General features: G+C 72.7%; 24 protein-coding genes and 1 tRNA gene. 13 read left to right on the top strand and 12 right to left on the bottom strand.

Features of this window, described 5'->3' with window-relative positions:
• Positions 1-386: 386 nt before the first annotated feature.
• Positions 387-908, bottom strand: coding sequence for a universal stress protein (locus tag ACIRPT_RS07215; protein WP_403823580.1), 522 nt, complete (start codon positions 906-908; stop codon positions 387-389).
• A gap of 398 nt (positions 909-1,306) precedes the next feature.
• Here ACIRPT_RS07215 and ACIRPT_RS07210 point away from each other — a divergent pair, with 398 nt between their 5' ends.
• The 4 genes from ACIRPT_RS07210 to ACIRPT_RS07195 all read left to right on the top strand — a co-directional run bounded on the left by ACIRPT_RS07210 (position 1,307) and on the right by ACIRPT_RS07195 (position 4,014).
• Positions 1,307-1,579, top strand: a complete 273-nt coding sequence (locus tag ACIRPT_RS07210) for a hypothetical protein (RefSeq protein ID WP_403823578.1) — start codon at positions 1,307-1,309, stop codon at positions 1,577-1,579.
• Positions 1,580-1,928: 349 nt separating this feature from the next.
• Positions 1,929-3,206: a GlxA family transcriptional regulator gene (locus tag ACIRPT_RS07205; RefSeq protein WP_403823575.1), complete on the top strand. Its 1,278-nt coding sequence runs from the start codon at positions 1,929-1,931 to the stop codon at positions 3,204-3,206.
• 5 nt (positions 3,207-3,211) lie between these two features.
• Positions 3,212-3,832, top strand: coding sequence for an oligoribonuclease (orn, locus tag ACIRPT_RS07200; protein WP_403823573.1), 621 nt, complete (start codon positions 3,212-3,214; stop codon positions 3,830-3,832).
• A 106-nt stretch (positions 3,833-3,938) separates the two neighbouring features.
• A tRNA-His gene (locus tag ACIRPT_RS07195) sits at positions 3,939-4,014 on the top strand.
• 56 nt (positions 4,015-4,070) lie between these two features.
• On the opposite strand, the gene ACIRPT_RS07190 is transcribed toward ACIRPT_RS07195, so the two are convergent.
• Complete coding sequence (locus ACIRPT_RS07190; protein ID WP_403823570.1) at positions 4,071-4,724, bottom strand: NAD(P)-dependent oxidoreductase; 654 nt, start codon at positions 4,722-4,724, stop codon at positions 4,071-4,073.
• Between the two features lie 145 nt (positions 4,725-4,869).
• Between ACIRPT_RS07190 and ACIRPT_RS07185 the strand changes: the two genes are divergently transcribed.
• The gene (locus ACIRPT_RS07185; protein ID WP_403823567.1) at positions 4,870-5,802 is read left to right on the top strand and encodes a helix-turn-helix domain-containing protein; all 933 of its coding nucleotides are present in this window, start codon (positions 4,870-4,872) and stop codon (positions 5,800-5,802) included.
• A gap of 121 nt (positions 5,803-5,923) precedes the next feature.
• Here the strand turns inward: ACIRPT_RS07185 and ACIRPT_RS07180 are convergent, their stop codons facing one another.
• The 3 genes from ACIRPT_RS07180 to ACIRPT_RS07170 all read right to left on the bottom strand — a co-directional run bounded on the left by ACIRPT_RS07180 (position 5,924) and on the right by ACIRPT_RS07170 (position 9,410).
• Positions 5,924-6,985: a chitinase gene (locus ACIRPT_RS07180; RefSeq protein ID WP_403823564.1), complete on the bottom strand. Its 1,062-nt coding sequence runs from the start codon at positions 6,983-6,985 to the stop codon at positions 5,924-5,926.
• Between the two features lie 213 nt (positions 6,986-7,198).
• Positions 7,199-8,602, bottom strand: a complete 1,404-nt coding sequence (locus ACIRPT_RS07175) for an ATP-binding protein (RefSeq protein ID WP_403823561.1) — start codon at positions 8,600-8,602, stop codon at positions 7,199-7,201.
• A 115-nt stretch (positions 8,603-8,717) separates the two neighbouring features.
• Complete coding sequence (locus ACIRPT_RS07170) at positions 8,718-9,410, bottom strand: response regulator transcription factor (RefSeq protein ID WP_403823558.1); 693 nt, start codon at positions 9,408-9,410, stop codon at positions 8,718-8,720.
• A 107-nt stretch (positions 9,411-9,517) separates the two neighbouring features.
• Between ACIRPT_RS07170 and ACIRPT_RS07165 the strand changes: the two genes are divergently transcribed.
• Positions 9,518-10,060, top strand: coding sequence for a hypothetical protein (locus ACIRPT_RS07165; RefSeq protein WP_403823555.1), 543 nt, complete (start codon positions 9,518-9,520; stop codon positions 10,058-10,060).
• 137 nt (positions 10,061-10,197) lie between these two features.
• Here ACIRPT_RS07165 and ACIRPT_RS07160 read toward each other — a convergent pair whose 3' ends face one another.
• From ACIRPT_RS07160 to ACIRPT_RS07140, 5 genes are all read right to left on the bottom strand, one after another.
• The gene (locus ACIRPT_RS07160) at positions 10,198-10,734 is read right to left on the bottom strand and encodes a glycine-rich domain-containing protein (protein WP_403823552.1); all 537 of its coding nucleotides are present in this window, start codon (positions 10,732-10,734) and stop codon (positions 10,198-10,200) included.
• Between the two features lie 100 nt (positions 10,735-10,834).
• Entirely contained in the window at positions 10,835-11,428 is a 594-nt protein-coding gene (locus tag ACIRPT_RS07155; RefSeq protein ID WP_403823549.1) for an SRPBCC family protein, read from the bottom strand.
• Between the two features lie 53 nt (positions 11,429-11,481).
• A complete protein-coding gene (locus tag ACIRPT_RS07150; protein ID WP_403823546.1) occupies positions 11,482-12,099 on the bottom strand; it encodes a TetR/AcrR family transcriptional regulator in 618 nt (205 codons plus the stop codon).
• A gap of 162 nt (positions 12,100-12,261) precedes the next feature.
• Positions 12,262-13,122: a spermidine synthase gene (locus ACIRPT_RS07145; RefSeq protein ID WP_403823543.1), complete on the bottom strand. Its 861-nt coding sequence runs from the start codon at positions 13,120-13,122 to the stop codon at positions 12,262-12,264.
• 155 nt (positions 13,123-13,277) lie between these two features.
• Positions 13,278-13,649 (bottom strand): chaplin, encoded by a 372-nt coding sequence (locus ACIRPT_RS07140; protein WP_403506122.1) that lies wholly within the window; start codon positions 13,647-13,649, stop codon positions 13,278-13,280.
• A gap of 265 nt (positions 13,650-13,914) precedes the next feature.
• Between ACIRPT_RS07140 and ACIRPT_RS07135 the strand changes: the two genes are divergently transcribed.
• On the top strand, positions 13,915-15,018 hold the full coding sequence (locus tag ACIRPT_RS07135) for a hypothetical protein (protein ID WP_403823540.1): 1,104 nt from the start codon (positions 13,915-13,917) through the stop codon (positions 15,016-15,018).
• A 62-nt stretch (positions 15,019-15,080) separates the two neighbouring features.
• Positions 15,081-16,409 carry a glycosyltransferase gene (locus ACIRPT_RS07130; RefSeq protein ID WP_403823537.1) on the top strand — a complete coding sequence of 443 codons (1,329 nt, stop codon included), beginning with the start codon at positions 15,081-15,083 and terminating at the stop codon, positions 16,407-16,409.
• A gap of 22 nt (positions 16,410-16,431) precedes the next feature.
• Here ACIRPT_RS07130 and ACIRPT_RS07125 read toward each other — a convergent pair whose 3' ends face one another.
• The gene (locus ACIRPT_RS07125; protein WP_403506115.1) at positions 16,432-16,863 is read right to left on the bottom strand and encodes a hypothetical protein; all 432 of its coding nucleotides are present in this window, start codon (positions 16,861-16,863) and stop codon (positions 16,432-16,434) included.
• 246 nt (positions 16,864-17,109) lie between these two features.
• On the opposite strand from ACIRPT_RS07125, the gene ACIRPT_RS07120 reads away from it, so the two are divergent.
• Entirely contained in the window at positions 17,110-18,516 is a 1,407-nt protein-coding gene (locus ACIRPT_RS07120) for a tetratricopeptide repeat protein (protein ID WP_403823534.1), read from the top strand.
• Positions 18,517-18,706: 190 nt separating this feature from the next.
• On the opposite strand, the gene ACIRPT_RS07115 is transcribed toward ACIRPT_RS07120, so the two are convergent.
• Positions 18,707-19,300 (bottom strand): histidine phosphatase family protein, encoded by a 594-nt coding sequence (locus ACIRPT_RS07115; protein WP_403823532.1) that lies wholly within the window; start codon positions 19,298-19,300, stop codon positions 18,707-18,709.
• Positions 19,301-19,586: 286 nt separating this feature from the next.
• Here ACIRPT_RS07115 and ACIRPT_RS07110 point away from each other — a divergent pair, with 286 nt between their 5' ends.
• The 4 genes from ACIRPT_RS07110 (at position 19,587) to ACIRPT_RS07095 (ending at position 24,446) form a co-directional block, all read left to right on the top strand.
• Complete coding sequence (locus ACIRPT_RS07110) at positions 19,587-20,891, top strand: hypothetical protein (RefSeq protein ID WP_403823529.1); 1,305 nt, start codon at positions 19,587-19,589, stop codon at positions 20,889-20,891.
• Positions 20,882-22,435, top strand: coding sequence for a hypothetical protein (locus tag ACIRPT_RS07105; RefSeq protein WP_403823526.1), 1,554 nt, complete (start codon positions 20,882-20,884; stop codon positions 22,433-22,435). Before ACIRPT_RS07110 ends, ACIRPT_RS07105 begins: the two co-directional genes overlap by 10 nt.
• The gene (locus ACIRPT_RS07100) at positions 22,432-23,811 is read left to right on the top strand and encodes an AAA domain-containing protein (RefSeq protein ID WP_403823524.1); all 1,380 of its coding nucleotides are present in this window, start codon (positions 22,432-22,434) and stop codon (positions 23,809-23,811) included. Before ACIRPT_RS07105 ends, ACIRPT_RS07100 begins: the two co-directional genes overlap by 4 nt.
• Before the next feature lie 251 nt (positions 23,812-24,062).
• Positions 24,063-24,446 (top strand): hypothetical protein, encoded by a 384-nt coding sequence (locus tag ACIRPT_RS07095; protein ID WP_403823521.1) that lies wholly within the window; start codon positions 24,063-24,065, stop codon positions 24,444-24,446.
• The last annotated feature ends 243 nt before the right edge of the window (positions 24,447-24,689 follow it).

Below are 24,689 nucleotides of genomic sequence, written 5' to 3'. Positions count from 1 at the left end.
ACAACCGCCCCCCCCCCCCGGCCCCCCCCCCCCGGCGCCTGCGCGGCCCGGCGGTGGCCCAACTGGGGGGGCGGGCGTTGGGGCCCGCCCCCCCCCCCCCCCAAACCGGCCGCTCCCCTGTGCCGGCGTCGCCCATACGCCGGCAGGATGCCGCCACCCCGGAGACCGTCACCTCCCGGTGGGCAGCACGTCGGTGCAGCGAAACATGTGACGGTGTTTTACCCCCCACAAAGGCACAATCCACCTCTGCGGACAGACGGGCGCGCGGGCTGCCCACAATCCCCATGACGCCCCCTCAACTGTGCGCAAACCGGGGAGGACTGATCGCGCGCCGGGGCACGGGAAACCGCGGGGCCCGCAGTGGGTCCCCGGAGGCTGCGGGAGCCTCAGGGGATGACGATCACCGGCCGCTGGGCGCGCCGGGCCAGCCGCCCCGCCACCGACCCGAAGATCCGGCCGACGAGGCCATGGGTGGACCCGACCACGATGGCGTCGGCCTCGTACTCCCGGCCGACCTCCTCCAGCTCATGGCAGATGTCCCCGCCGCGCTCGACGAGGATCCAGGGCACTTCGGTGAGATGGTCAGCGCAGGCCAGCTCCAGGCCCAGCACTTCGGTGCGGTGATCGGGGACGTCCACGAAGACCGGGGGTTCACAGCCCGCCCAGACGGTCGTCGGCAGCCGGTTGGCGACGTGGACGATGATCAGCCCGGAGCCGAAGCGCCGGGCCATACCGATTGCATACGCCAATGCGCGTTCGCTCGACATGGAGCCGTCGAAGCCGACCACCACGCCGTGCTGGAAGGCGGGGTCGCAGGAGTGGCGTGTCTCTTCCGCCGCTTCGAGGTCTGCCAGGGGATCGGCGACCTGCTTGCGGTCCGCGGGTTCGGGGAATTCGTGACCGGCCATTGGTGTCTCGGCGAGGACGTCCTCTTGCGGAGGGGCGAACGGGGAACGGCGATTGACTTGATCCGGCAGTTGACTGAGCTGGCTCGATCGCGGAGCGGGAGCCATAGTTCAAAGAGGAACGATACGACTGGGAATCATCTTCCCAACCCGATACCCCAAGAGTACGGCGCCACTCCTCCGCTGCCCAGAGCCCGCCGTGGACGCGGGGCGCCCACCGAGGGAGTCAAGGGCCTCGAACGTTCCCCGGAGCATGCCGGAGCGTGGCGCCGATGGCAATGCCCCGGCCTGCCCCCGTACGTACCCATCGCGGTGACCCATGATCGCCGGCGGCGTTGTAGTAGCTGCCCGCCGGAAGGGAGCCCGCGATGCCCGCACGTCCCAAGAGATCACCCGACTCAGTGAGCGATGTTGTGCGCTGGGGCGCTTTCAGCTGCGCCCTGGTGCCCTTCGTGCTGATCGTGAGCGGCACCCCGGTCGGCGGCGCGGCCGGGGCCGCCGCCGGCCTGGCGGCGGTGACCTGCGCCTGCCGCGCGCTGCTGCGGCAATCCGAACGCTCCGCGGCCAGGGTCCGGGTCCGCGAGACCGGACAGCTCAGGGACAGAACGGGACTTATCAGGACGGGAGCGCGCGGGGGCGGCCTGCATTGTGACCGGCGTACGCCGGTCGATTAGGGCGCCCGCAAGTCTGCGCACGAACGTTTTCAGCCAACTTCCAGCCGGGATCCGACCCTTGCCCGAAACACCCCCCAACCTGGGTGTGAGCAGGGCGGAAAGGACCGCTGGGCATGGTTGTGCCCTACTGCAAACGGGCAGAGCCGAGACGCGTACTTCCCATGCAGGGCCGACGAGTGGAACGCTTCGTGATCGAATGCTTCGCGCCAAGTTGCCATATCGACATACCAGCGGGTGGTGAACTTGGCCATCCATCCTCACGGGACACAGTAGATTCGATCTTGGTAGTGACGGCGGGGGAACTGTGCAGGACCGAGAGGGCGAGACGACCGAGGGGGGCTTAAGTGCCATGAGCCAGGACTCCGCTGCCGTACCAGATGCCGCACGCAAGCTCGCCGCCCGACGACGCCGCGAAATAGTCGCGGTGCTCCTCTTCAGTGGCGGCCCCATTTTCGAGAGCTCTATTCCGCTCTCGGTCTTCGGCATCGACCGCCAAGACGCAGGCGTTCCGAGGTACCGGCTACTTGTGTGCGCGGGCGAAGATGCGCCTTTGCGCACGACCGGGGGGCTGGAGCTTTCGGCCCCCTACGGGCTGGAGGCGATCTCCCGTGCCGGGACGGTCGTCGTACCGGCCTGGCGTTCCATCACCCAGGCTCCGCCGCCCGCCGCGCTCGATGCGCTGCGCCGGGCGCATGAAGAGGGGGCCAGAATCGTCGGGTTGTGCACGGGGGCGTTCGTCCTCGCCGCGGCCGGGCTGCTCGACGGCCGCCCCGCCACGACCCATTGGATGTACGCACCGACGCTCGCCAAGCGTTATCCGTCCGTCCATGTCGACCCCCGCGAGCTCTTCGTCGACGACGGCGATGTGCTCACCTCCGCGGGGACGGCGGCCGGCATCGACCTGTGTCTGCACATCGTGCGGACCGACCACGGCGCCGACGCCGCCAACGCGCTGGCCCGCCGGCTGGTCGTACCGCCCCGCCGTACCGCATCCGACATGGGGCACCAGCGCTACCTCGATCGGTCATTACCGGAGGAGATCGGCGCCGACCCGCTGGCCGAGGTCGTCGCCTGGGCGCTGGAGCACCTCCACGAGCAGTTCGACGTGGAGACGCTGGCCGCGCGCGCGTACATGAGCCGTCGCACCTTCGACCGGCGGTTCCGTTCCCTCACCGGGAGCGCTCCCCTGCAGTGGCTGATCACGCAGCGGGTGCTGCAGGCCCAGCGGCTGCTGGAGACCTCCGACTATTCGGTGGACGAGGTCGCCGGCCGCTGCGGATTCCGCTCGCCGGTGGCGCTGCGCGGCCATTTCCGGCGGCAGCTGGGCGCCTCGCCCGCGGCCTACCGTGCGGCCTACCGCGCGCGCCGGCCGCAAGGCGGCGCGCCCGAGACCGCGCTGCGGCCGGAGCGGGCGGAGCGGGGGCCGATGGGTCCCGGGGGTGCGGAGCGGTTCTCCGCCGCCGCGGTGGCCGGCCACGGCCCGGCGGCCGCGCTGGCCGCCGCGGATGCGGGCGAGGCCGGGAAACCGACGTCGGACGCGTTCGCCGCCCGGATCCCGGAGACACCCGTCTCCCGCAGTGCGGGCCGTCCCGTGCTGCCCAGCCAGCGGGAGCGCCCCGTAGGGTGAGACGCATGAACGATCGCATGGTGTGGATCGACTGCGAGATGACCGGACTCTCGCTGGCGAATGACGCGCTCATCGAGGTGGCCGCACTGGTCACCGACTCGGAGCTGAATGTGCTGGGCGAAGGGGTGGATGTGGTGATCCGCCCCCCGGCGGAGGCGCTGACCACCATGCCGGAGGTGGTGCGCACCATGCACACCGCCTCCGGGCTGCTGGAGGAGCTCGACCGCGGTACGACACTGGAGGACGCCGAGGCGCAGGTGCTCGCGTACATCAAGCAGCATGTCCCGGAGCCGGGGAAGGCCCCGCTGTGCGGGAACTCCGTCGGCACCGACCGGGGCTTCCTGCTGCGCGACATGCCGACGCTGGAGAGTTATCTCCACTACCGGATCGTCGATGTGTCGTCCGTGAAGGAGCTGGCCCGGCGCTGGTATCCGCGGGCCTACTTCAACAGTCCCGACAAGAGCGGCAATCACCGGGCGCTGGCCGACATCCGCGAATCCATCGCGGAATTGCGCTACTACCGGGAGGCGGTCTTCGTGCCGCAGCCCGGCCCGGACTCGGACACCGCCAAGGCGATCGCGGCGAAGCACGTCCTGCCTGCGGAGCCGCAGGCCTCGGCGGAGTGACGCAGCTCGCTCCCGGGCCCACGAAACCCGGGAGCGAGCACCCCTCAAGACCCTGTACACTTTTTCTCAGCCGGTGGGGAAAAAGAACCACACAGCACCGGTCATGGTGGGTATAGCTCAGCTGGTAGAGCACCTGGTTGTGGTCCAGGATGTCGCGGGTTCAAGTCCCGTTACTCACCCCACTCTCAAGGCCCCCGACCTCAGGTCGGGGGCCTTGAGTGTTTTCCGGGACGGTCGCTCAGTAGCCGATGGTGAAGCGCTCGCCGATGTGCTGCGGCCGCTCGATCTCGTCGAGGACGGCGACGGCGTAGTCCTCGGCGGAGATCCGGCTGTTGCCCTCGGCGTCCGTGATCAGGTCCTCGAGGGCGGTGCGGTAGCTTCCGGTGCGCTCGCCGGGCTCGATGGAGGCGGCCGGGCTGAGGTTGGTCCAGCGGACGTCGGAGACGGTGCGGTAGTAGTCCAGCGCCTCGCCGTGCGCGTGCATGATCTGGAGCAGGAAGCCGGGCAGGCCCTCGGCGTCCCAGACCTGCTTGCCGTCCGGGGTGCGCAGCGAGCCGGCGCCGCCGACGGAGATCAGGCGGGGGGCCTCGGCGCCGAGCTTGCGCAGACCGGCGACGAGAGATTTCGCGGCGGGCTCGATGGTGGCGAGGTGGCCCTCGGCGCCGCCGCCGCCGACCGCGCTGATCACCACGTCGTGGCCCTTGGCCACCGCGGCGACGGACTCCGGGTCGAGGACGTCGCCGGTGGTCACGGTCAGGTTCGGGTCGCTCGTGGTGATCTTCGCGGGGTCGCGGACGACCGCGGTGACCCGATGACCGCGGTTCAGGGCCTCCCGGAGGATGCGGCTGCCGATGGTGCCGTTGGCCCCGAAGAGAGCGATCGTGGTGGACATGGGGGTCTCCCAGCTGTCGTGGCGGGTGGTGGCGTCCGGGCCCGCGAGGGGCGCTATGGACTTCCGTTTTCCGTCAGCGGTTGCGCCGACGCCTTCTACGCTAGAGGCAGGAGCGGCACATTTCGGGGTAGCAAGGGGACCGGGCATGGTCAAAAACAGACAGGATCGGGAGGAGCGACGGAACGACGGGGAGGGCGTCCCGGAGATCCGGGAGGTGGCGTTCTCCGCGCCGGCCGGGCGTCCCGCGGGAGTGGAGGTACTGACCCTGGCCGAGCTGCGCGGACGCGCGGACGCCTGTCAGCTGTCGACGCCGCACCGCCCCGGGTTCCATCATCTGCTGCTCCTGGACAGCGGCCGGCTGGTGCACAGCGTCGACTTCCGCGAGCACGTCCTGGCCGCGGGCGATCTGCTGTGGTCGCGCCCCGGACAGGTGCAGCACTTCGGCGATCTGGGCGGGGCCGAGGGGCGGCTGGTGCTCTTCGAGGCCGGATTCCTGGACCCGGCGACCGCGGCGGCGGCCCGGGTCGAGGACTGGTACGGGCCCGCCGTACGGCATCCGGAGGGCGCGGCGGCGCGGGGCCTGGACGCGGCGCTGCGCGCGCTGGGCGAGGAATTCGGCGGGCTGGGCGGGCTGCCGCTGGAGGTGCATGTCGAGGTGCTGCGGCATCTGCTGGCCGTTTTGGTGCTGCGGGCCGCGCACCCGGGCGGGCCGGCGGGCGACGACGGGACGTGCGAGGCGAGCGAGACCTATCTGCGCTTCCGGGACGCGGTGGAGCGGGACTTCACCCGCAGCCGCCGGGTGGCCGACTACGCCCGGTCGCTGGGCTATGCGCCCCGTACGCTCTCCCGGGCCACCGAGGTCGGGGCCGGGGTGGGCGCGAAGGAGTTCATCGACCGCCGGGTGGTGCTGGAGGCCAAGCGGCTGCTGGCGCACGGCGATCAGCCGGCGGCGCGGATCGCGGACCGGCTGGGCTTCGCCGACGCCACCAACTTCAGCAAGTTCTTCCAGCGGCGGGCCGGCACGACGCCGATCGCGTTCCGGGCGGCCGTACGGGGCACCTCGGAGGCCACCGCGTAAGGGAGCCGCCGCGGTTGCCTGCCGCGGGCCCGCGGCGAGGGCTCACGTCGTAGCAGCGGGCCAAGGAGGCGGCGGGGCGCAGCGGGTGGGGGGAAGTCCGCTGCGCCCCGCCCTGGGGAGGTCAGCCGGTGTAGGCGCCGAAGGCCTTGGTGAAGGCGAGCGGGGCCTGGTCGATGGAACTGCAGGTGGGCTGGGCGGAGTTGCCGCCGCCCGGGCAAGGCTTGTCGCGGGTCGAGGACCACATCGACAGCCAGGCCAGGTGCTTGTCCTGGGCGAACTTCACCAGCTCGGTGGCGTCGTCGACCTTGAAGACCTCGTTCTGGACGTCATTGACGCCGATCATCGGGGTCACCGCGACCGTCTTCCAGGCGGCCGCGTCGCCGAGGCCGAGGGCCTTCTTGAGCTGGCCCTGGGTGGCGGTGGCGGCCTTGGTGGCGTAGGTGCCCATGTCGCCGCTGTAGGAGGGGCCGTAGTCCATCGCCATGATGTTGACGGCGGAGATCTTGACGCCGTTCTTCTTGGCGTCGGCGAGGAGGTTCACGCCGTCCTGGGTCAGCCCTTCGGGCATGACGGGGAGGGTGAAGGAGACGTTCAGGCCGGGGTGTTTCTTCTGGAGCTGGGCGATGGCCTGGGCGCGGCGGGTGTTGGCCTCGGTGTTGGGCAGCGCGCCGCCCTCGATGTCGAAGTCGGCCTTGGTGAGGTGGAACTGGTCGATGACCTTGCCGTACGCGGCGGCCAGCTCGTCCGCGGAGTGGCAGGCCAGGCCGAGTTCGGAGCCGTTGGCGCCGCCGAAGGAGACCCGGACGTCGCCGCCGGCCTTCCGCAGAGCGGGTATCTGCTTGGCCACCGGGTCGTTGCCCAGCTCGCCGGAGCCGCCCCACTTGGGGTCGCAGCCGCCGCCGGAGGTGACGAAGGCGAGGTTGAAGGTCTTCACGCCGGTCTTCTTGCCGGTGTCCGCCAGGTCGTAGGCGGGGGTGAGGGAGGTGTCGACGTACGGGGCGAAGCCCGCGCCGGCCTTGGTGGCCTTGCCGGTCCCCGGTGCCTTGGCGGACTGCGGGGCCTTGGTGGCCATGGCGGAGCCGCCGATGGCGAAGGCGCCGCCGGCCGCCACCGCGGCGGCCACGCCGGTCACGATCAGTGTGGTGGTGCGGCTCTTGCGACGGCGGTGTGCCGAGGGAGTCATGGGGTGCCTGCCTGTTCGTTGCGTGGGGGGCTGGGCGCACTGAGGGGTGCACCGGTCGTGCACTGGGGGTGCCTCCGGGTACGTCCCGCACGCTAGCGACCGGGAAACGGACAAATGCCGGGATCGGGGCGGCAGTTGCCGGAATTATGGGTGCCTTAAGGAACGGGAAGGGGGTGGTTAAGAGCCCCGGGCCGCCATTCGGTGCGACATCGCTCAGGAGCCGGTGCGGGCCGCCCGCCGGCCCCGGGCTCCGATGCTGCGCCGCAGCCGGTGGCCGCGCCGGGCGCCGCGCTCGGCCCGCTCGCCGGCCAGGGCCAGCCAGACGCGTACCTCGGTACCGCCCAGCACCGAGCGGCCGATCCGGACGTCGCCGCCGGTGGATTCGGCCAGCCTGCGCACGATGTCCAGGCCGAGCCCGGTGGAGCCGTCCCCGCCTCCCGAGTGGCCGCGGCGCAGCGCCGCGTCCGGGTCGGCGATCCCCGGCCCGGCGTCCGAGACCAGCACGATCACCGCCTCCTCGGCGTTGTGGACATCGACCGCGAAGGCGGTGCCCTCGGGGGTGTGGCGGAAGACATTGCCGAGCATCGCGTCGAGGGCGGCGGCGAGTTCGGGGCGGGCGACGGGGATGCGTACGGGACGGTCGGCGCCCGCGATGCGGACCGTACGGCCCTCGTCCTCGGCGAGCGCCGACCAGAAGGCCATCCGTTCCCGGATCACCTCGGCCGCGTCGCAGCCGACCGCGGCGGCCGCCTGCTGGGCGTGCGCCTGCTGCTCGCGGGCGGTGCGGATGATCTGGTCGACCTCGCGCTCCAGCTGGGCTACGGCGGCGCGGGTCTGTTCGGCGGCGGGGGTGTCGCCGAGCGAGGCGGCGTTGAGGCGGAGGACGGTGAGCGGGGTGCGCAGGCGGTGCGAGAGGTCGGCGGCCAGCTCGCGTTCGTTGGCGAGCAGCTGCACGACCTGATCGGCCATGGCGTTGAAGGCGCTGGCCGCGGAGCGGAGTTCCTTGGGGCCGTCCTCGGGGACGCGTACGCCGAGTTTGCCCTTGCCCAGGTCGTGCGCGGCGCCCGCCAGCCGCTCGGCGGGGCGCACCATCCGGGTGCCGAGCCGGTCGGCGACCGCGACCGAGCCGATGATCAGCGCCAGTCCGACGCCGGCCAGCACCACCCAGGAGGTGGTGACCCCGTTGGTGAGCGCGGCGTCGGGGACGAAGACCTCGACGACGGCGATGCCGGAGGCGACGGCGGTCGGCTGGAGGAGGCAGGAGCCGCCGGGGACCGGTGAGATGGAGGCCCGGCCGAGTTTGACGGCGGCCGCCACGTCCTCGGGCGCGGCCCGCCGGGTGCCGATCTCGGCCGGGCGGCCCCGCTTGCCGCTCGCCGGGACATGGACGCCGATGCGGCCGCCGGGGCCGGTTTCGGCGCTGGCGACGGCGCGCTCGAGCTGGGTGCGGTCGGTGGTGATGGCCAGGACCGGGCCGATGGTGGCGGCCTGCCGCTCGGCGTTGGAGAAGGCGCGGTCGCGGGCCATCTCCTTGACGACGAGGCCCAGCGGTACCGCGAAGGCGACCACGACCATCACGGTGACCGCGAGCGCCACCTTGACCAGCGCCCACCTCACAGCGTCTGATCTTTCTCTTCTCCGCCCGCGAGGCGCAGAGGTGCGGCTGTCGCTGTCGTCTGCGGCCCGGCGGCCTCGCGCGCTCCCCCGGCTACCGCCGGGAGGTGCCCCCAGCTCACAGCGGTGGCTCCAGCTTCACGCCGACGCCCCGCAGGGTGTGCAGATATCGGGGCTTCGCCGCGGTTTCACCCAGTTTGCGGCGGAGCCAGGAGAGATGGACGTCGATGGTCTGGTCGTCCCCGTACGCCTGTTGCCAGACCTCGGCGAGCAGTTCCTTGCGGGCCACGACGACGCCCGGCCGCTGCGCGAGGAAGGCGAGCAGGTCGAATTCCCGGCGGGTCAGGTCGAGGGCGACGCCGTCCAGTTCGGCCTGGCGGCGCAGGGGGTCGATGGAAAGGCCGCCTACCCGCATCACTCGGGAGGGCGGTTCCGTTCCGGTGGCGCTCGCGCGGGAGCGGCGCAGTACGGCCGACATCCGGGCCGAGAGATGTTCCACGGAGAACGGCTTGGTGAGGTAGTCGTCGGCGCCGTCGTTCAGCAACCGTACGATTTCGGCCTCGTCGTCCCGGGCGGTGGCGATGATGACGGGGACATCGGTGATACCGCGCAGCATCTTCAGCGCCTCCGACCCGTCCAGATCCGGCAGCCCCAGGTCAAGGATGACCACGTCGAAGCCGACGTGCGCGACCTCGCGCAGCGCCTCCAGAGCGGTGCCGACGCTGCGTACCGTGTGGGAGGCGTCGGTCAGATGCCGGATGAGGGCCGAGCGTACGAACTGATCGTCCTCGACGACGAGCACACGTGCCATGGGCGGCACCGTACGCCATTCGGGCCGATGCCCTTGCCCGAGGTTGACGCCGGGCGGCCGTGGCGGGGTCACGGACGGGCTGCAACGGGGTGGGCCGGTGGTGCAGTATGAGCCAAATGCAACGAGGACTGGTTCACACGCTGGCCTGGACGCTGGCGACCGGCGCCGCGGTCACCTTGTCGTGGTTCGGCGTGCATACGGTGCTGTCCGGTACGGCCTATGACGCGCCGCGCGCACTGCCGCTCTCCGACCAGGTGGACGTCACGCCCCGTGTCTCCTCCACGCACCGGCCGAAGCCGTCCGGCCCGTCGCCGTCGCCGTCGGACGAGAAGACCGCCACCCCGTCGGCGCCCTCCCGCTCCGGCAACGGCCAGGCCTCCCGCTCCCCCGCCCCGCCGGCCGGCCCCTCCCCCACCACCGACGGCCGGTTCAAGAGCTATGCGACGGCGGGCGGCCGGGTCGTCTTCGACATGGGTGCCGGGTCCGCCGAACTGGTGTCGGCGACGCCGAACTCGGGGTGGGAGATGCAGGTGTGGAAGCAGGACCAGTGGATCCGGGTGGACTTCACCGGCGGCGCGGCGCATACGTCGGTCATCTGCACCTGGAACGGGCATCCGCCGACGGTGGTGTACAGCAACCACGCCACCTAGCACGCCACCTGCGGTGGTGCGCCGGGCACACCAGGTGTGCCCGGCAAGGGAGTTGACGGCTCTGAGTTGCGTGGCGGGCGCCCCGTCAGACGCCCGTGGTGGCGCTCCGCCCGAAGCCGGAGGGCCGGCGGCGGAAGCTAGTCGCCCCCGCCCCCGCCGCAGGAGGAGCCGCACGACGAACCGCAGGACGAGCCGCAGGACGAGGTGGAACAGCCGCCGCCCGGATGGCCGGGCCGCCGCCTGCACCTCGCGCCCGCCGGGACCGGCGTACCGGCCGGCGCCGTCCACAGGTCGCGGTCCGCGCTGAACCCCGCCTCTTCGATCAGGGCGACGGTCCCCATGTGCGCCTCCGGGCCGCGATCGGGGGCGTCCGGGCTGTCGGGGTGGTGGTGGACGAACCGTCCGAGCCGGGCGCACAGCTCGGCGTACAGCGCCGTGTGCAGGATGAGCGCGTGCCAGCCCTCGTCCACCATGCGCGACGGCCGGAGGGGCGCCGTCGGGAACTTCGCGGCGGCCACCACGAACTTCAGGGCTTCTGCCACGACGCGCCCGGCCGTAGGCTCGTCCATGCCGGGGTTGTTGTCCATGACCGTTGCGACGACACCCCTGAACGCGTCGGGAGCGAGCAGGCCACGTACCTCGTGTATGTCGCGTATGCCGTGTGCATCGCGCATCTGCGTGCCTTCCTTTCCTGATGTGTTGCCACTGGCGCCCGCCTCGGCCGTTCGACCTGCCAGGATTGATCCGGCCGGGGCGGGAGTCGGATGCGCCCGGTCAGCCCGCCCGTCGGTCGCCGCACTCGGGGCCGTCCGCCGCGACGTCCACCGCGACGTCTGCCGCCGCGTCGGGCAGGGGTGACTCCAGATGGCGCTTGAGGCGTCCCAGCGTGGTGCCGATGTGGGCGTTGTTGGTGCCGATGCGGTCGGAGACGCCGGTGATCAGGATGGCGAACGGAATGAACCAGAGCGGCACCCGCAGCCAGTTCGTCTCGGTGACCGTGCAGCCCTCCGCCGCGGGCGCGATGTCGTACTGCCAGCGGGATATGGGGATGCGGAGCGGCGCCGTCACCTCGTAGGCGAAGCACCGGCCCGGATCGGCGTCCGTGATACGGCAGTTGGTGACCCAGCGGCGGGGGCCGTTGCGGTTGTGCCCGCGGAAGCGGGCGCCCACCGCCGGGGCCGTGGCACCGCCCAGCCAGCGGGCCCGGTGGGCCTCTTCGGCGAGACGGGTCATGACGGGCGGATCGCTGATGACGCGGTACGCCTCGTCCGGGGTCGCCCTGATGGTCACCGTGCCGGTGGCCGCCGGGTCCGGGAACCGCGGTAGGCGCGGCAGGAGCGAAAGACGTGACGGGCGCGGCACGGTCATCGAACCCCCTCGACTCATGTAATCAGCGATTACATCAGCGCACGAAGAGGCGGTCAAGACCCCTGGGAGTCAGGGGTGTTGGCGATCCCCGTGCCGAAGGTGTCCAGGACCTGCTCGACCAGCCGCTCCGCCCCGTCCGGCGGCAGATACCCGTCGACGATCATCTGCGACAGCCCATAGACCACCGCCTGCCCCGCCAGACCCACGATCGCGGGATCGCCCGGACGCAGCACACCGGCCTTCTGGTCGGCGACGATGATGTCGGTGAGGAACCGCTCGATGCCGGACAGGCGCTGGTGCAGCTCGTCGGGCTGACGCTCGCCGAACACCCTGCTCTTGATCAGCTCGAAGCGGCGCGGGTGACGGATCGCGAAGCGGACGAATCCGAGGCCGAAGGCGCGCATCGCGGACCCCTCGGCCTCCGCGAGCATCCCGAGCTGCCATTCCCCGAAGTCGGCCAGGATGCGGTCGGCGACCGCGGTCAGCAGCGCTTGGCGGTCGGCGAAATGCCGGAAGGGCGCTCCCGGCGACACCCCTGCCCGGCGCGCGACTTCACGTACGGTCACCTGCTCCATCCCGCGCTCGTCCAGGAGCTCGAGCGCCGCCGCGGTGAGCGCCGCGGGGAGGTCGCCATGGTGATAACCAGCGCGTTCGGTGGTCTTGCCCGTCATGTACGCAGTGCTACCACACGCGGGCGCGCGGCCGCCCGGCGCACCGGAACGGCCCCTGCCGGGCCGATGGCGGGCCGGTCCGAACGTCCGTGCCGCCGGCCGGCCATCGAGGGGACGGAGGGGACGACGGAACGGCACCCCGCGGCGCCGGCCGACGGCCCGTCAGTCGAAGGCCGCGGCGGGCGGGGCCGGTGACGCCACCGCCGTGGCGTCGGTGACCGGCGCGGCGCCGCCGGTGAAGTCCAGCAGTGCCCGGCCGTGTTCGACCCGCCCCGCGTGCGGGTCGCCGGCCGCCCGCCGGGTCAGCTCGGCGACCGGCAGCGCACGGTCGGAGGCGAGCAGTACGGCGTTGCCGAACCGCTTGCCCCGCAGTACGGCCGGGTCGGCGGTCAGGCACAGCTCGGGGAAGACCGTACGGACGGTGGCGATCTGGCCGCGCAGAAAGCGCAGCGGCGGCCCGTCGGCGAGGTTGGCCGCATAGCAGCCGCCGGGCCGCAGCACCCGGCGCACCTCCCCCACGAACTCGGCGCTGGTCAGATGCGCGGGCGTGCGGGCCCCGCCGAAGACATCCGCGATGACCAGGTCGGCCCAGCCGTCCGGGATCTTCGCCAGCCCCGCGCGGGCGTCCCCGCCGCGCACCCGGATGCGCCAGCCGCTCTCCAGCGGGAGCCGGCTGCGGACGAGCCGGATGAGCGGGGCGTCGATCTCGACGACCTGCTGGGTCGAGCGGGGGCGGGTCGCGGCGACATAGCGCGCCATGGTCAGCGCGCCGCCGCCGAGATGGACGGCCTGGAGCGGCTTGCCGGGCGGCGCGGCGAGATCGGCGATGTGGCCGAGGCGGCGCTGGTAGGAGAACTCCAGATACGCGGGATCGTCGAGGTCCACATGCGACTGCGGGGCGCCGTCGATCAGCAGCGTCCAGCCGCGCGGCCGGTCCCAGTCGGGGCGCAGCTCCGCGACCCCGCCGTCCACCGCCTCGGTGACGGACTCCGGGCCGTTGCGCCCGCGCCTGCTCTTTGCCATGCCACAAGTATCGGGCGGGCGGCCCGCCGCCGGGCGTCCGGCCCCCGCCCGCAGGGAGAGCGCAGCGGCGGGGCACCCGGGACGGAGATCCCGGATGACCCGCCACAGCACACCGTGACCCGAGCCGGCCCGATGCCTTCCGGGCCGGGCTCAGGTCACTTGTTGACGCAGATGTTCCGGAAGGCGGGGCTCAGCAGCTGGAAGACGCCGACCGAGTTTCCGCACACATTGATCGGAATGTCGATCGGCACCTGGACGACATTGCCGCTGAGGACACCTGGGGAACCCTTGGCGTAACCGATGGCCGTCGCTCCCCGGCGGCCATGGTGGCCGCCGCTGCGACCGTAGTGGTTGGCCATTCGGGCCTGGTGGCCCATTCGGGCCTGGACGACGTAGCTTTCCTGGTGACCGTTGCGAGCCTTGCGAGCGTGGCTGCCATCGCAGTGCGCAGCGGAGATTCCCGCGCTGCCCAGCACCATGGCGCAGCTGGCCGTGGCCATGACGGCGGTCTTGACGAACCGCTTCATCACCTTTCTCCTTTCAGTTCGCTAATGGGGCATGGGTCACAACGAGCGAATTACGTCAGGGATGCGGCCGTTCGCTCTTTCGGGAAAACGTTCGCCCGTCCGGGCCTTTACTTGCGGTTCCGCAGGCCGCGGTATTCCGCTGTTCGGCACAGCCGGGCCGGCACCCGGCGTGCCTGCCGCGATTTCCAACATGATTTCTGTCAGAGTGCTCTCCTGTTTGACTGATTGAAGTCCGGCGAGAGCACTTGAATCGGGAGAGGATGGCATGCGGAAGTCGATGGACCGCAGCGGGCGCGGCACCGTATGCGCTCTGGCGGCTTTGGCATTGCCGACCGTGCTGTCCGCTGTGTTGTCTTCGGCGGCGGCCCCGCCGCCCACCGAGGAATCCGCCCGAATTCCGTTCGCCGCGCGCTATCACGCAACACAGCACGGCGGCATCACGCGCGCCGCCAACTCCTCGGTCACCTGCGGTCCGCCGAGCGCCCGCGCCGCCGAACGGTGCGCGGCGGTCCAGGAGGGCGGCGCCGGCGCCAACGGCCGCTACCGGATGACCTATATCGACGTCGACGCGGACGCCCGCACGGACAACTCCAGCCGCGCGGAGCTCCAGCTCCCGCCCGGCTCACACGTCAGCTACGCCCGGCTGTACTGGGGCGGCAATCTGCGGGCCGGCGAGCAGAAGCGGCCCGGGGACAGCGGGCGGGTACTGCTCGCCGCGCCCGGCGGCCCGTACAAAGAGGTGCGCGCCGACACCTTGACCGGCCACCGCACCACCACCAGGACGGACGGTTTCCAGGCGTCGGCGGATGTCACCGGGGCGGTGCGGGAGGGCGGCGCCGGCTCTTACACGGTGGGCCAGGTCAATGCGGCGCGGGGCAATTCCGCGGCCGGCGGCTGGGGCGGCTGGACGCTGGTCGTCGCGTACGAGAATGCCCGGGAACCGCTGCGCAGGCTTGCGCTGTGGGACGGATTTCAACCGCTGAACGCAAACCGCCGCGCCCTTTCGGTGAACCTGAAAGGACTACGGATTCCACCGAATGCACGCGGCAGCGCGGGAGTGCTGGCATACAACGGCGACCGCGGCATCGGAAATGACTCGCTCTCCGCAGCGGCCGACGATAAGACCCCGATTGCGCTCTGGGATGCCGCCAACCCGGCTAATGATGTGATGAATTCCACCATCGCCGATTTCGGCCGGGACACTCCCCGGCGGCCCGCTTATCGCAATACCCTCGGATTTGATTCCGACGTATTCGACCTCAAGTCCGCACTGCGGTCCGGCGGCGACCGTCTCGCTTTCCGGTTCACCACCCAGGACGCGGGATATCTGCTCGGCGCGCTCTTCGTCCAGGCCGACACCGGGCGCTGACCGTCGCCCGGAAATTCCCGCGGAGATTTCTGTCAGCTCGGATATCAGGGGAGCAGTACGCGATGAAGGTCCTGCATGTCATCACCGGCTTGGAGGCGGGCGGCGCCGAGCAGCAGCTGCGGCTGATGCTGCGGCGGCTGCCGGCCCGGTGCGAGGTCGTCACGCTCACCGGGTCCGGCCCGGTCGCCGACGGCATCCGGGCCGACGGCACCCCCGTCATCCACCTGGGCATGACCGGCAACCGCGACCTGCGGGCGCTGCCCCGCCTCACCCGCCTCATCCGCGACGGCGGCTACGACCTGGTGCACACCCACCTCTACCGTGCCTGCGTCTACGGCCGGATCGCCGCCCGGCTGGCCGGCGTACGGGCGGTGGTCGCCACCGAGCACTCGCTGGGGGACGCGGTGATCGAGGGCCGCCGGCTGACCCGCGGCGTGCGCACCCTCTACCGGGCCACCGAGCGGCTCGGCTCGGCCACCGTCGCCGTCTCGGACACCGTCGCCGCCCGGCTGCGCCGCTGGGGCGTACCGGAGCCGCGTATCCATGTGGTGCCCAACGCCATCGAGGCGCACCGCTTCCGCCACGATCCGATCGTCCGCTCCGCCGTCCGCACCCGGCTCGGTATCCCCGTCGATGCGTTCGTGGTCGGCGGCGTGGGCCGCCTCGTCCCGGCCAAGCGGTTCGAGGTCCTGGTCCGGGCGGTCACCCAGCTCTCCGGCGTGCATCTGCTGTTGGCGGGTGAGGGGCCCGAGCGCGAGATGCTGCGGAAGACGGCCGAGCAGTTCGGGTCGGGCGACCGGATCCATCTGCTGGGCGCGGTGGGGCGCGCGGACCGCGCCCGCGCGGCCGCCGGGGCGCCGGCCAACGAGCCGGACAAGGTGCCGGACAAGGTGCCGGACATTCCCGGGCTGCTGGCGGCGATGGATGTCTTCGTGTCGCCCTCCCAGGACGAGGCGTTCGGGCTGGCCGTCCTGGAGGCGCTCGCCGCCGGGCTGCATGTGCTGTACGGAAGCTGCCCGGCCATCGACGAACTGCCCGCCGAGCAGACTCCCGGCGCCCGCCGCATCAGCCCCGTCGTCTATGAACTCGCCACCGCGCTGAGGGAGTTGCGGCGCAGCGGACCGGGCCGGCTGCCGGTCCCTCCGGTGGTGGGGCGCTATGACATCGCGCGCAGCGCCGAGTCGCTGATGTCCGTGTACGAGGCGGCCCTCGCCGCCGCACCGGGCCGGCGGACACCCCGGCAGCCGGCCCCCCTGGTGCAGCTGCCCGCGCCGGAAGCCCCCGCGCCGCGCGCACCCGAACCGGAGCCGGCCCCGCCGCAGGTCTCCCTGCCCGAACCGTCCCGGTCGCCCGCGCCGTCCCCGGGCGGCCACTCCCTCTCGAAGCGGTGAGCCGGGGCACGCCCGGCCGGACTCACTGACAGCGGTCGACGGCCTCGATGGTGCGGGCCGCCTCGCCGAGCGCCGCGCGCAGGACGACGGGGTCCGTGGCGTCGGCGTACGCGCCCTCCGGGGGCACCAGCCAGCCGGTGCCCGAGACCGGCGGCTCCGGGACGACGTCCTCGCCGGGGACCGCCCCCAGCGCGAGCCCGCGTCCGTTCGTCTGGGTACACGCACTGCCCGGTACGTCCCAGCCGTCGGCCGTACCCGGTGGCACCAGGAAGCCGAGGGTGTGACAGGCGCCGTCGTGCAGGACCGGGCCGACGCCGTCCCGCAGCCGCAGGATGTCGACCGCTTCGAGCCCCTGCCGGGCGGGCACCGTCACGAGATCGCAGGGCGCCGCGGCCCCCTGCGGCGCGCTCGGTCCGGATCCGCCCACGCTTCTGCTCACGCCGGTTTCCCACATGGAGAACCCCTCCTCATGCACGCGCCGCGCCCTTTACACCGAGTTCAACGGCTTCGTATGTCAACAGCTACGGCGGCGTAACGCTGCAAAGGATGGCACTTCATGGCGGATCACGGGTGAGATGGGTGGTTTGTTACCAAACGCTGGGTATCGCGCCCCTGGTAGCCGGTACGGTCGTCCCGCCGCACCGCCAGGAAGCGGCACCGCCACAAGATGGCACGGGAAAGGCCACGGAGAGGGTCCGCCATGGCGTCGCCAGCAGCAAAATCAGCGTCGTCCCGCACCGTACCCGCCCGCCCGAACACCGCTTTCCGACAGCTGCGCGGCCGGCTGTCCCCGGGCGAGTTCGCGGCGGCGGTCCGACGGTCCGCCCGTGAGATCGGAGAGCAGGTCTCGTGCGACGCCCGCTATGTGGGCCGCGTCGAGTCCGGGGAGATCCGCTGCCCGAACTACGCCTATGAGCGCGTGTTCCGGCACATGTTTCCCGGGCTGACGCTGCCGGACATGGGCTTCGCGCCACGCGAGACGGTACGCGGACGGGGGGCGCGTACGGCGGTGATCGCCGCGCCCCTGGCAACCGACCCCGACCACCGCGATACCTGTATCCAGATCCCCGAGGAGAGCGACGTGCTGCGTCGCGCGTTCATCACCGGCGGCCCGGCAGCCGCCCTGGGCATCGCCGCCCTGCACCCCACCGAAGCCGTCGCTGCCGTGCCCGGCCAACGGGTACCCGCCGGCCGGGCCGGTGCGGCCGAGGCCACCGCCGTCGAGGAGGCCGTCCGCCGGATCCGTCTGCTGGACGACCGGCACGGCGCGGAGGACATCTACCGCCGCGCCACCCAGCCGCTGCGGGCCGCCTACGAACTGCTGGACTCCGACGTCCAGCGCCGCTCGGTCGCCGACCGGCTGCACAGCGGAGCCGGCGAACTGGCCATCACCGTCGGCTGGTTGGCGCACGACTCCGGCCGCTTCGACGACGCCCGCTCCCACTACGCCGAGGCGCTGGCCACCGCCCGGGTCTGCGGCGACGCGGCCCTGGAGGCGCACGCCTTCTGCAACACCGCCTTCCTGGCCCGCGACGCCGGCCGCCCCCGCGAGGCGGTGCGCGCCGCGCAGGCCGCGCAGCAGGCCGCCCGGCATCTCGCCTCGCCCCGGCTGCTCTCGCTGCTGGCGCTGCGGGAGGCGGGCGGCTGGGCGGTGCTGGGCGACCGTACGAGCTGCGAGCAGGCGCTGACGCGCGCCGAGCGGCTGTTCGCGGCCGGGCCACGGGACAACGACCCCGAATGGATGACCTTTTACGGCGAGGCCGAGCTGGCGGGCCTGGAGGCGCAGTGCTGGGCGGCGCTCGGCGAGGGGGAGCGCGCCGCGGACCTGGCGCGCCGGGCGGTGAGCATGCAGGATCCTCACTTCAGCCGCAATATCGCCCTGTTCACCGCGGAGCTGGCGGGCAATCTGGCCGACAGCGGCGCGCCCGAGGAGGCCGCGATGGCCGGCACCCGGGTCCTGACCCTGCTGGAGCAGGTGCGCTCGGCCCGTATCCGCGCGATGCTCGACCGCACCGCCCGCAAGCTCCAGGGCCACCATGGCATCGCCCCGGTGGCGGACTTCCTGAAGCGGCATGCGGCGTCGGTGGGGGCGGGAGCGGCGCGCTGACCGGCGGGCCTCGCCCTTGAGCGGGCGCTCGGCGCGGAGCTCGCCGAACCCCGGTCGTGGGGCGTGCAGTTCGGCCATCGGCTCCGTGCGCGAGGTGCTGGACCTCGCGCTCGCCGAGCCGATGACCCTGCGGAAGCCGGTGGCAGCGCCCGTCATCTGACCCGCGCCGCCCGGTGCCCTCGGGCGGCCGTCAGCCCAGGTGCCCCGTGTCGTTCCACCGCTCGATCGCCGGTTCCCCGTAGGCCCAGCCGAGCACCGACAGGGAGGTGGGCTCCAGGCGGATACGGGCGCCGAAGGAGATGTCCAGGCCCAGCCAGCGGGCGCCCAGGGCACGCAGGATGTGGCCGTGGGCGAAGAGCAGGACGTCGCGGTCGGCGGAGCGGGCCCAGTCGATGACCTCGTCGGCCCGTGCGGTGACGTCGGCGAGGGTCTCGCCCTCGGGGACGCCGTCGCGCCAGATGAGCCAGTCCGGCCGGGTGGCCTTGATCTCGGCCGGGGTCAGGCCCTCGTACGCGCCGTAGTCGAACTCCATCAGCGCGTCCCAGTCCCGGGCCCGGTCGCCGAAGCCGGCCAGTTCGCAGGTTTCCTTCGCGCGGACGAGGGGGCTGGTGCGGACCTCGACGTCGGGCAGGCCGTTCCAGGGGGCGTGGTGCAGGCGTTCGCCCAGGAGCTTGGCGCCGCGGCGGCCCTCGTCCAGGAGGGGGATGTCGGTGCGTCCGGTGTGCTTGCCGGACAGGGACCACTCCGTCTGCCCGTGCCTGGCCAGGAGTATGCGCGCTGCCATGGTCGTACCTCTCGCCTCTCGCCGAATTGCTCGGTGGTTCGTGGATCGTCGATCGACAACCGTTGACCGTTGATCGTTGTTCGCTGGTCACTGGGGGTTCTCGGCGCGGGCGGCGTTGACCGCGGGACGTGGTTCCATCATCGCGCACGGGTGGTTTTGTCCGTAAACCGGGGACGGCATCGCCGCGGGGGCGGCGGTTCATCGGGCGTTGATCTTCACGGGGCTGCGTCCAAGGCAGGGGCCTCGGCGGGCTCATCAGGCACGGATCTTCGGGGGGTTGCCCCGCATGTCAGTGCCGGATGCGAGACTTTCGCGGGTGAACGTTTCCCGCGACAGTCGACCCGCGGCGGCCGCACCGCCGGCAGGGCAGCAGACGCCGACACCGAGCCTGCGCCGGCGGCTCACCGAGCTGCGCGGCCCCGGTGTGCGGCCCCGTTCGCTCGACGCCCGTGCGCTCGCCGCGCTGGCCGCCAATCCCGGCTGCCGGCGCCGTGCGCTGCTGGACGGCGCGGGGATCGACAAGGGGGCGCTGGCGCAGGCGCTGGGCTCGCCCGCGACCTACGGCCAGTCCCAGTTCGCGATCATGCGTGGCATCACCTTCGAGTCGCGGGTGAAGGCCGACGGCGGCGCCGCCCTGATGCGGCTGCTGCACGAGCGGCTGCGCAGCGAGACCCCGCCGCCGGAGGCCGAGGAGGTCGCCGTCCCCGATCTGTCCGCCGCCGGGCCCGAGGGCCGGGCGGCCCGTACGGCGCTGGCGCTGCGCGAGGCGACCGCGGCCGGGGGCTGGGCGCTGCTCGATCATCCGATGCTGGCCGTCGAGGTGGCCGGATCGCCGGTCTATGTGGAGCCGGATGCGGTGGTGGTGCATCCGGACGGCAGCTGGACGGTCGTGGAGATCAAGTCCTTCCCGATGATCGACGGGGCAGCGGACGCCTCCAAGGTGGGCGAGGCGGCGCGCCAGTCGGCGGTGTATGTGCTCGCGCTCGAGACCGTCGCAGGGCATGTCGCCGCGCGGACCGGGCGCCCGGTGCGGGTGCGCGACCGGGTGCTGCTGGTGTGCCCGAAGGACTTCTCCAACCTTCCCACCGCCGCGGCCGTCGACGTCCGCAAGCAGCTGGCGACGACCCGCCGGCAGCTGACCCGCCTCACCCGCGTCGAGGAGATCGCCGCCGCGCTGCCCCCGGGGACCACCTTCGATCTGCGTCTCGCGGAGGACGGCCGGACGGCGACGAGACCGGCCGAGGAGCTGTCCGAGGCCGTCGAAACGGTCGACGCGGCCTACTCCCCGGAATGCCTGGCCTCCTGCGAGCTGGCGTTCCACTGCCGTAAGCGGTCCCGTCAGCAGGGGGCGGTGGAGGCGCTGGGGCGCGGGGTGCGCGGCGAGCTGGGCGGGCTGCGCACCATCGAGGCGGTCCTCGAGGCGGCCGCCCCCGGGGCCGCGGAGCACACCGAGAGCTCCGACGGTCCCGCCGCGGGCCCCGACGACCCGGCCGTGCTCGCCCTGCGCCGGGCGGCCGCGCTGCGCGCCGAGGCGCTGGCCGCCGCGGCGGAGGCGGCCGCGTTCCGGGCGGAGGTGCGGGCATGTCACTGATCCAGACGCTGGCCCGGATGGAGGCGGTGGCCTCGGGCCGCGCCGCGCCGCTTGCCACGGTGCGCCACCGCCATCTGTCCGAACGGCCGCTGGTGCTCGTCCCGCTGACGACCGCGGGCGAGGCCGGCGCCCCGCTGGGCATGCTGGTCGGCACGGACCGCGAGAAGCCGCAGCTGCTGGCCGTGCCGCAGCCGCGCGACCGCGATCTGCGGTTCCAGTTCCTGGCGGAGCTGGCCGAGTCGGTGCTGCCGTACGTCGACGGCTTCGCGGACGCCGTCGAGTGGGAGGAGCGCAAGGAGACCGATCCGGAGACCGGCAAGCGGGTCCCGGTGCAGGTCGAACTGTGTTCGGACGCCCCGCAGTTGATCGTGCCGAGCGCCGCGGGCATCGACTTCGTACGGCTGCTGGGGCGTTCGATGCGCTTTCGGCGGACGGCCGAACAGGAGCCGGAGACGCCGTTCCCCGCGCCGCCGCATGTCCCGCTGCTGGGCCGCTGGTTCACTCATTTCGGTGAGCGGGCCCGGGTGCCGGGCGCCAGTCTGCTGCTGGCCATGACGGGTCTGCTGAGCGGCCACTGGGCCACCGGGCAGAGCGTGCTGGAGGACCAGCACCTGGGCGCGCTGCTCGCCTGGATCGACCCGCCGCCGGGCGAGTCGGGCCAGGAGGCGGCCGAGCGCGCGGAGACGGGGCGCGACGCGGACGGCCAGCTGCTGTGCCCGCCGGCCGGACCGGCCACGGACCCGGCGTTCGACAACCGGCTGCTCTCCCCCGCGATGGCCCGCTTCGACGCCGGTCTGACCGGCGCCGAGGAGGAGGTCCGCGCCCTGGTGGAGGGCCAGTTGCGGCCGACCTGGGACGCCGTCTGGCGGGGCATCGAGCTGCTGCGCGAGCTGCCGCCGGGCGCGCGGGTCGCCGACCGCTGGAAGCGCGACCGCTGGTCCTACACCACGCACCGCGACCGGGTGCGCGCCGGGGAGCCGCCGCAGCCGAGGCGGGACGACGCCATCACCGCCGCCCAGAAGCTGGCCTCCCGGGAGACCGCGCAGGCCCAGCTGGACGCCCAGGAAGCCCTGGACGATCCGCTGGTGATGGCGGGACGGCGACTGTCCGGCGAGGCGCTGTGCGGCACGGTCCGGCATGTCGAGATGGCGTTCTCCGAGGGCAGGCGGCCGATGCCGCGCCCGCTGGTGACGCTGGTCACCGAGGACCGCCCGCAGCTGTCCGAGAACGCCAAGCTCTACCGGCCGCTGCCCGACGGGCGGAACCAGCCCGCCGAGTTCGTCTCCTACGTGGCCGGTGAGCGCGGCGCCCTGGTGGTGCGGCTGACGGGCGGGATGGGGCGCGGCAAGGAGCCGGAGCCCGGTTCGGTGCCGGAGGTGGACGAGACGGTTTTCTGGACGTTGTTCGAGCATTCCCCGCGCGGCGGCCCGGAGTTGCCCGATCCCGAGGACACCCCCTGGACGCACGGCGGGCCGCCGGCGGCCGCCGCCGCGGGGGCGCCCGCGGACGCCCCCGATCCCGTGACCCCGGAGGACTTCCTGTGACCCGGCCCGACGGGGGTGCCTCCCTGTTCCTCGAGAACTCGGGGGCACGGCCCTTCGACCCCGCGGCCGCGGCCGCCGCCGCGACGGACGCGATCCTGCGCGACACGCTGCACGGCACCCGGCGCGGGGTGGTCGTCGACTCCCCGCCCGGCGCGGGCAAGTCCACCCTGGTGGTCCGCGCGGCCCGCGAACTGGCCGCCGCGGGGCGCCCGTTGATGGTCGTCGCGCAGACCAACGCCCAGGTGGACGACCTCGTCCTCCGCCTGGCCGACAAGGACCCCGGGCTACCCGTCGGCCGCCTCCACAGCAGCGACCCCAACGCCTTCGACCCGGCGCTGGCCGAGCTCCCCTCGGTGCGTACGTCCGCGAAGGTCGCGGACCTGGCGGGCATGGACATCGTCGTCTCGACGGCCGCCAAGTGGGCCTACACCAAGGTCGAGACGCCCTGGCAGCACGCCATCGTGGACGAGGCGTACCAGATGCGCTCCGATGCGCTGCTGAGCGTCGCCGGGCTCTTCGAGCGGGCCCTGTTCGTCGGCGACCCGGGACAGCTGGACCCGTTCAGCGTGGTGGGCGCCGACCAGTGGGCGGGGCTGGCGTACGACCCGTCCTCCAGCGCCGTCGCCACGCTGCTGGCCCACAACCCCGATCTGCCGCAGCACCGCCTGCCGGTCTCCTGGCGGCTGCCCGCGTCCGCCGCGCCCCTGGTTTCCGATGCGTTCTACCCGTACACCCCCTTCCGCAGCGGCACGGACCACGGCGACCGCCGCCTGGCCTTCGGGGTGGCCGGGGACGGCTCGGGGGTGGACCGGGTCCTGGACGAGGCCGCCGAGTCCGGCTGGGGGCTGCTGGAGCTGCCCGCCCGCCGTACGCCCCGCACGGATCCGGAGGCGGTGCGCGCGGTGGCGCTGGTGGCGCGCCGGCTGCTCGACCGCGGTGGCGCCGCGACCAGCGAGAACTCCCCCGGCCCGGTGCCGCTGACGGCCGAGCGGATCGCGGTCGGTACGGCCCATCGCGACCAGGCGGCGGCGGTCCGCGCCGCGCTCGCCGACCTGGGCGTGCACGGCGTCACGGTGGACACCGCGAACCGTCTCCAGGGCCGCGAGTTCGACGTCACGGTCGTCCTGCACCCGCTCTCCGGCCGCCCCGATGCCACCGCCTTCCATCTGGAGACCGGCCGGCTGTGCGTCCTCGCCTCCCGTCATCGCCACGCCTGCATCGTGGTGTGCCGGGAGGGCGTCGCCGAGCTGCTGGACGAGCACCCCTCGACCGAGCCGGTGCAGCTGGGCGTCACGGTCAAGTTCCCGGACGGCTGGGAGGCGAATCACGCGGTGCTGGCACATCTGTCGGAGCACCGGGTGCCCTGGAAGCCGTGACCCGCACACCGGCCACCCGCCCGGCATACGACGACCACCCCCACCACACCACCGGAGGGGCCATCGGATCCAGTCCGGGCGGCTGGGAAGCGAATCACGCCGTGCCGGCACATCTGTCGGAGCACCGGGTGCGCCGGAGACCGTAGGGGGGCGGGGCGGGCCGCTCGGGCAGCCGTAGCCGATCCGGCCCTATGGCGTACTTGCGCGGGGCGGGACAATGGAATGCGGCACACGATCCTGGAGGTACGTACATGTCCCAGCCGCGTTCGGCTTCCGACCGCCGCGCCGAGGCGCCGGCACCCCGGCGCAGGAGGCCCGCGTCGCTGATCTTCGAGCCGCCCGAGGCGGTCGCCGACCCCGAGCACTTCTTCGACCTGGAGTCGATGGAGGACCCGCACGAGCTGCTGCGCCGCTCCACGGAGCTGGCGCTGGCCTTCCGCGTGGCGGCCGACCGCGCCACGGAGTACCAGGCGATGGCGGCCGCCCAGCTGGCCGACCCCCGGCGGTTCGACCGGATGCCGCTGCCCGCGCTCGCCGAGCAGGCGGACTGGTCCGAGGACTATGCGCAGAAGATGATCGAGTTCGGCCGCGGTCTGCTGCGGGACGGCGGCACGCACATCGGCGACGCCGACTGAGCGCCGGCCGGCATGTCTCGCACGCACCGCTCGTCACACCGGCCCCAGAACGGCTCATAGTTCATGATCATGAGCCCCTGGCATATGCAAAGCGGGCAAGATACTCGTCCGCTCACCGCCCTGTCCCGGTTTCCCGCAATCCACAGCACCGGAACGCGGGAAATGGGTAGACCTGTCCCCATGAGCGAGCGAAGCGAGCGAATCATCAGGAGGTGCGCGCCTCGCGAATGCGGGGCCGAGCGG

The sequence above is a fragment of the Streptomyces sp. NPDC101227 genome, from assembly GCF_044767545.1.
Lineage (GTDB): Bacteria > Actinomycetota > Actinomycetes > Streptomycetales > Streptomycetaceae > Streptomyces.
Note: the sequence above shows the minus strand (reverse complement) of the source record. Positions and strands in the feature narration are given on the sequence as shown.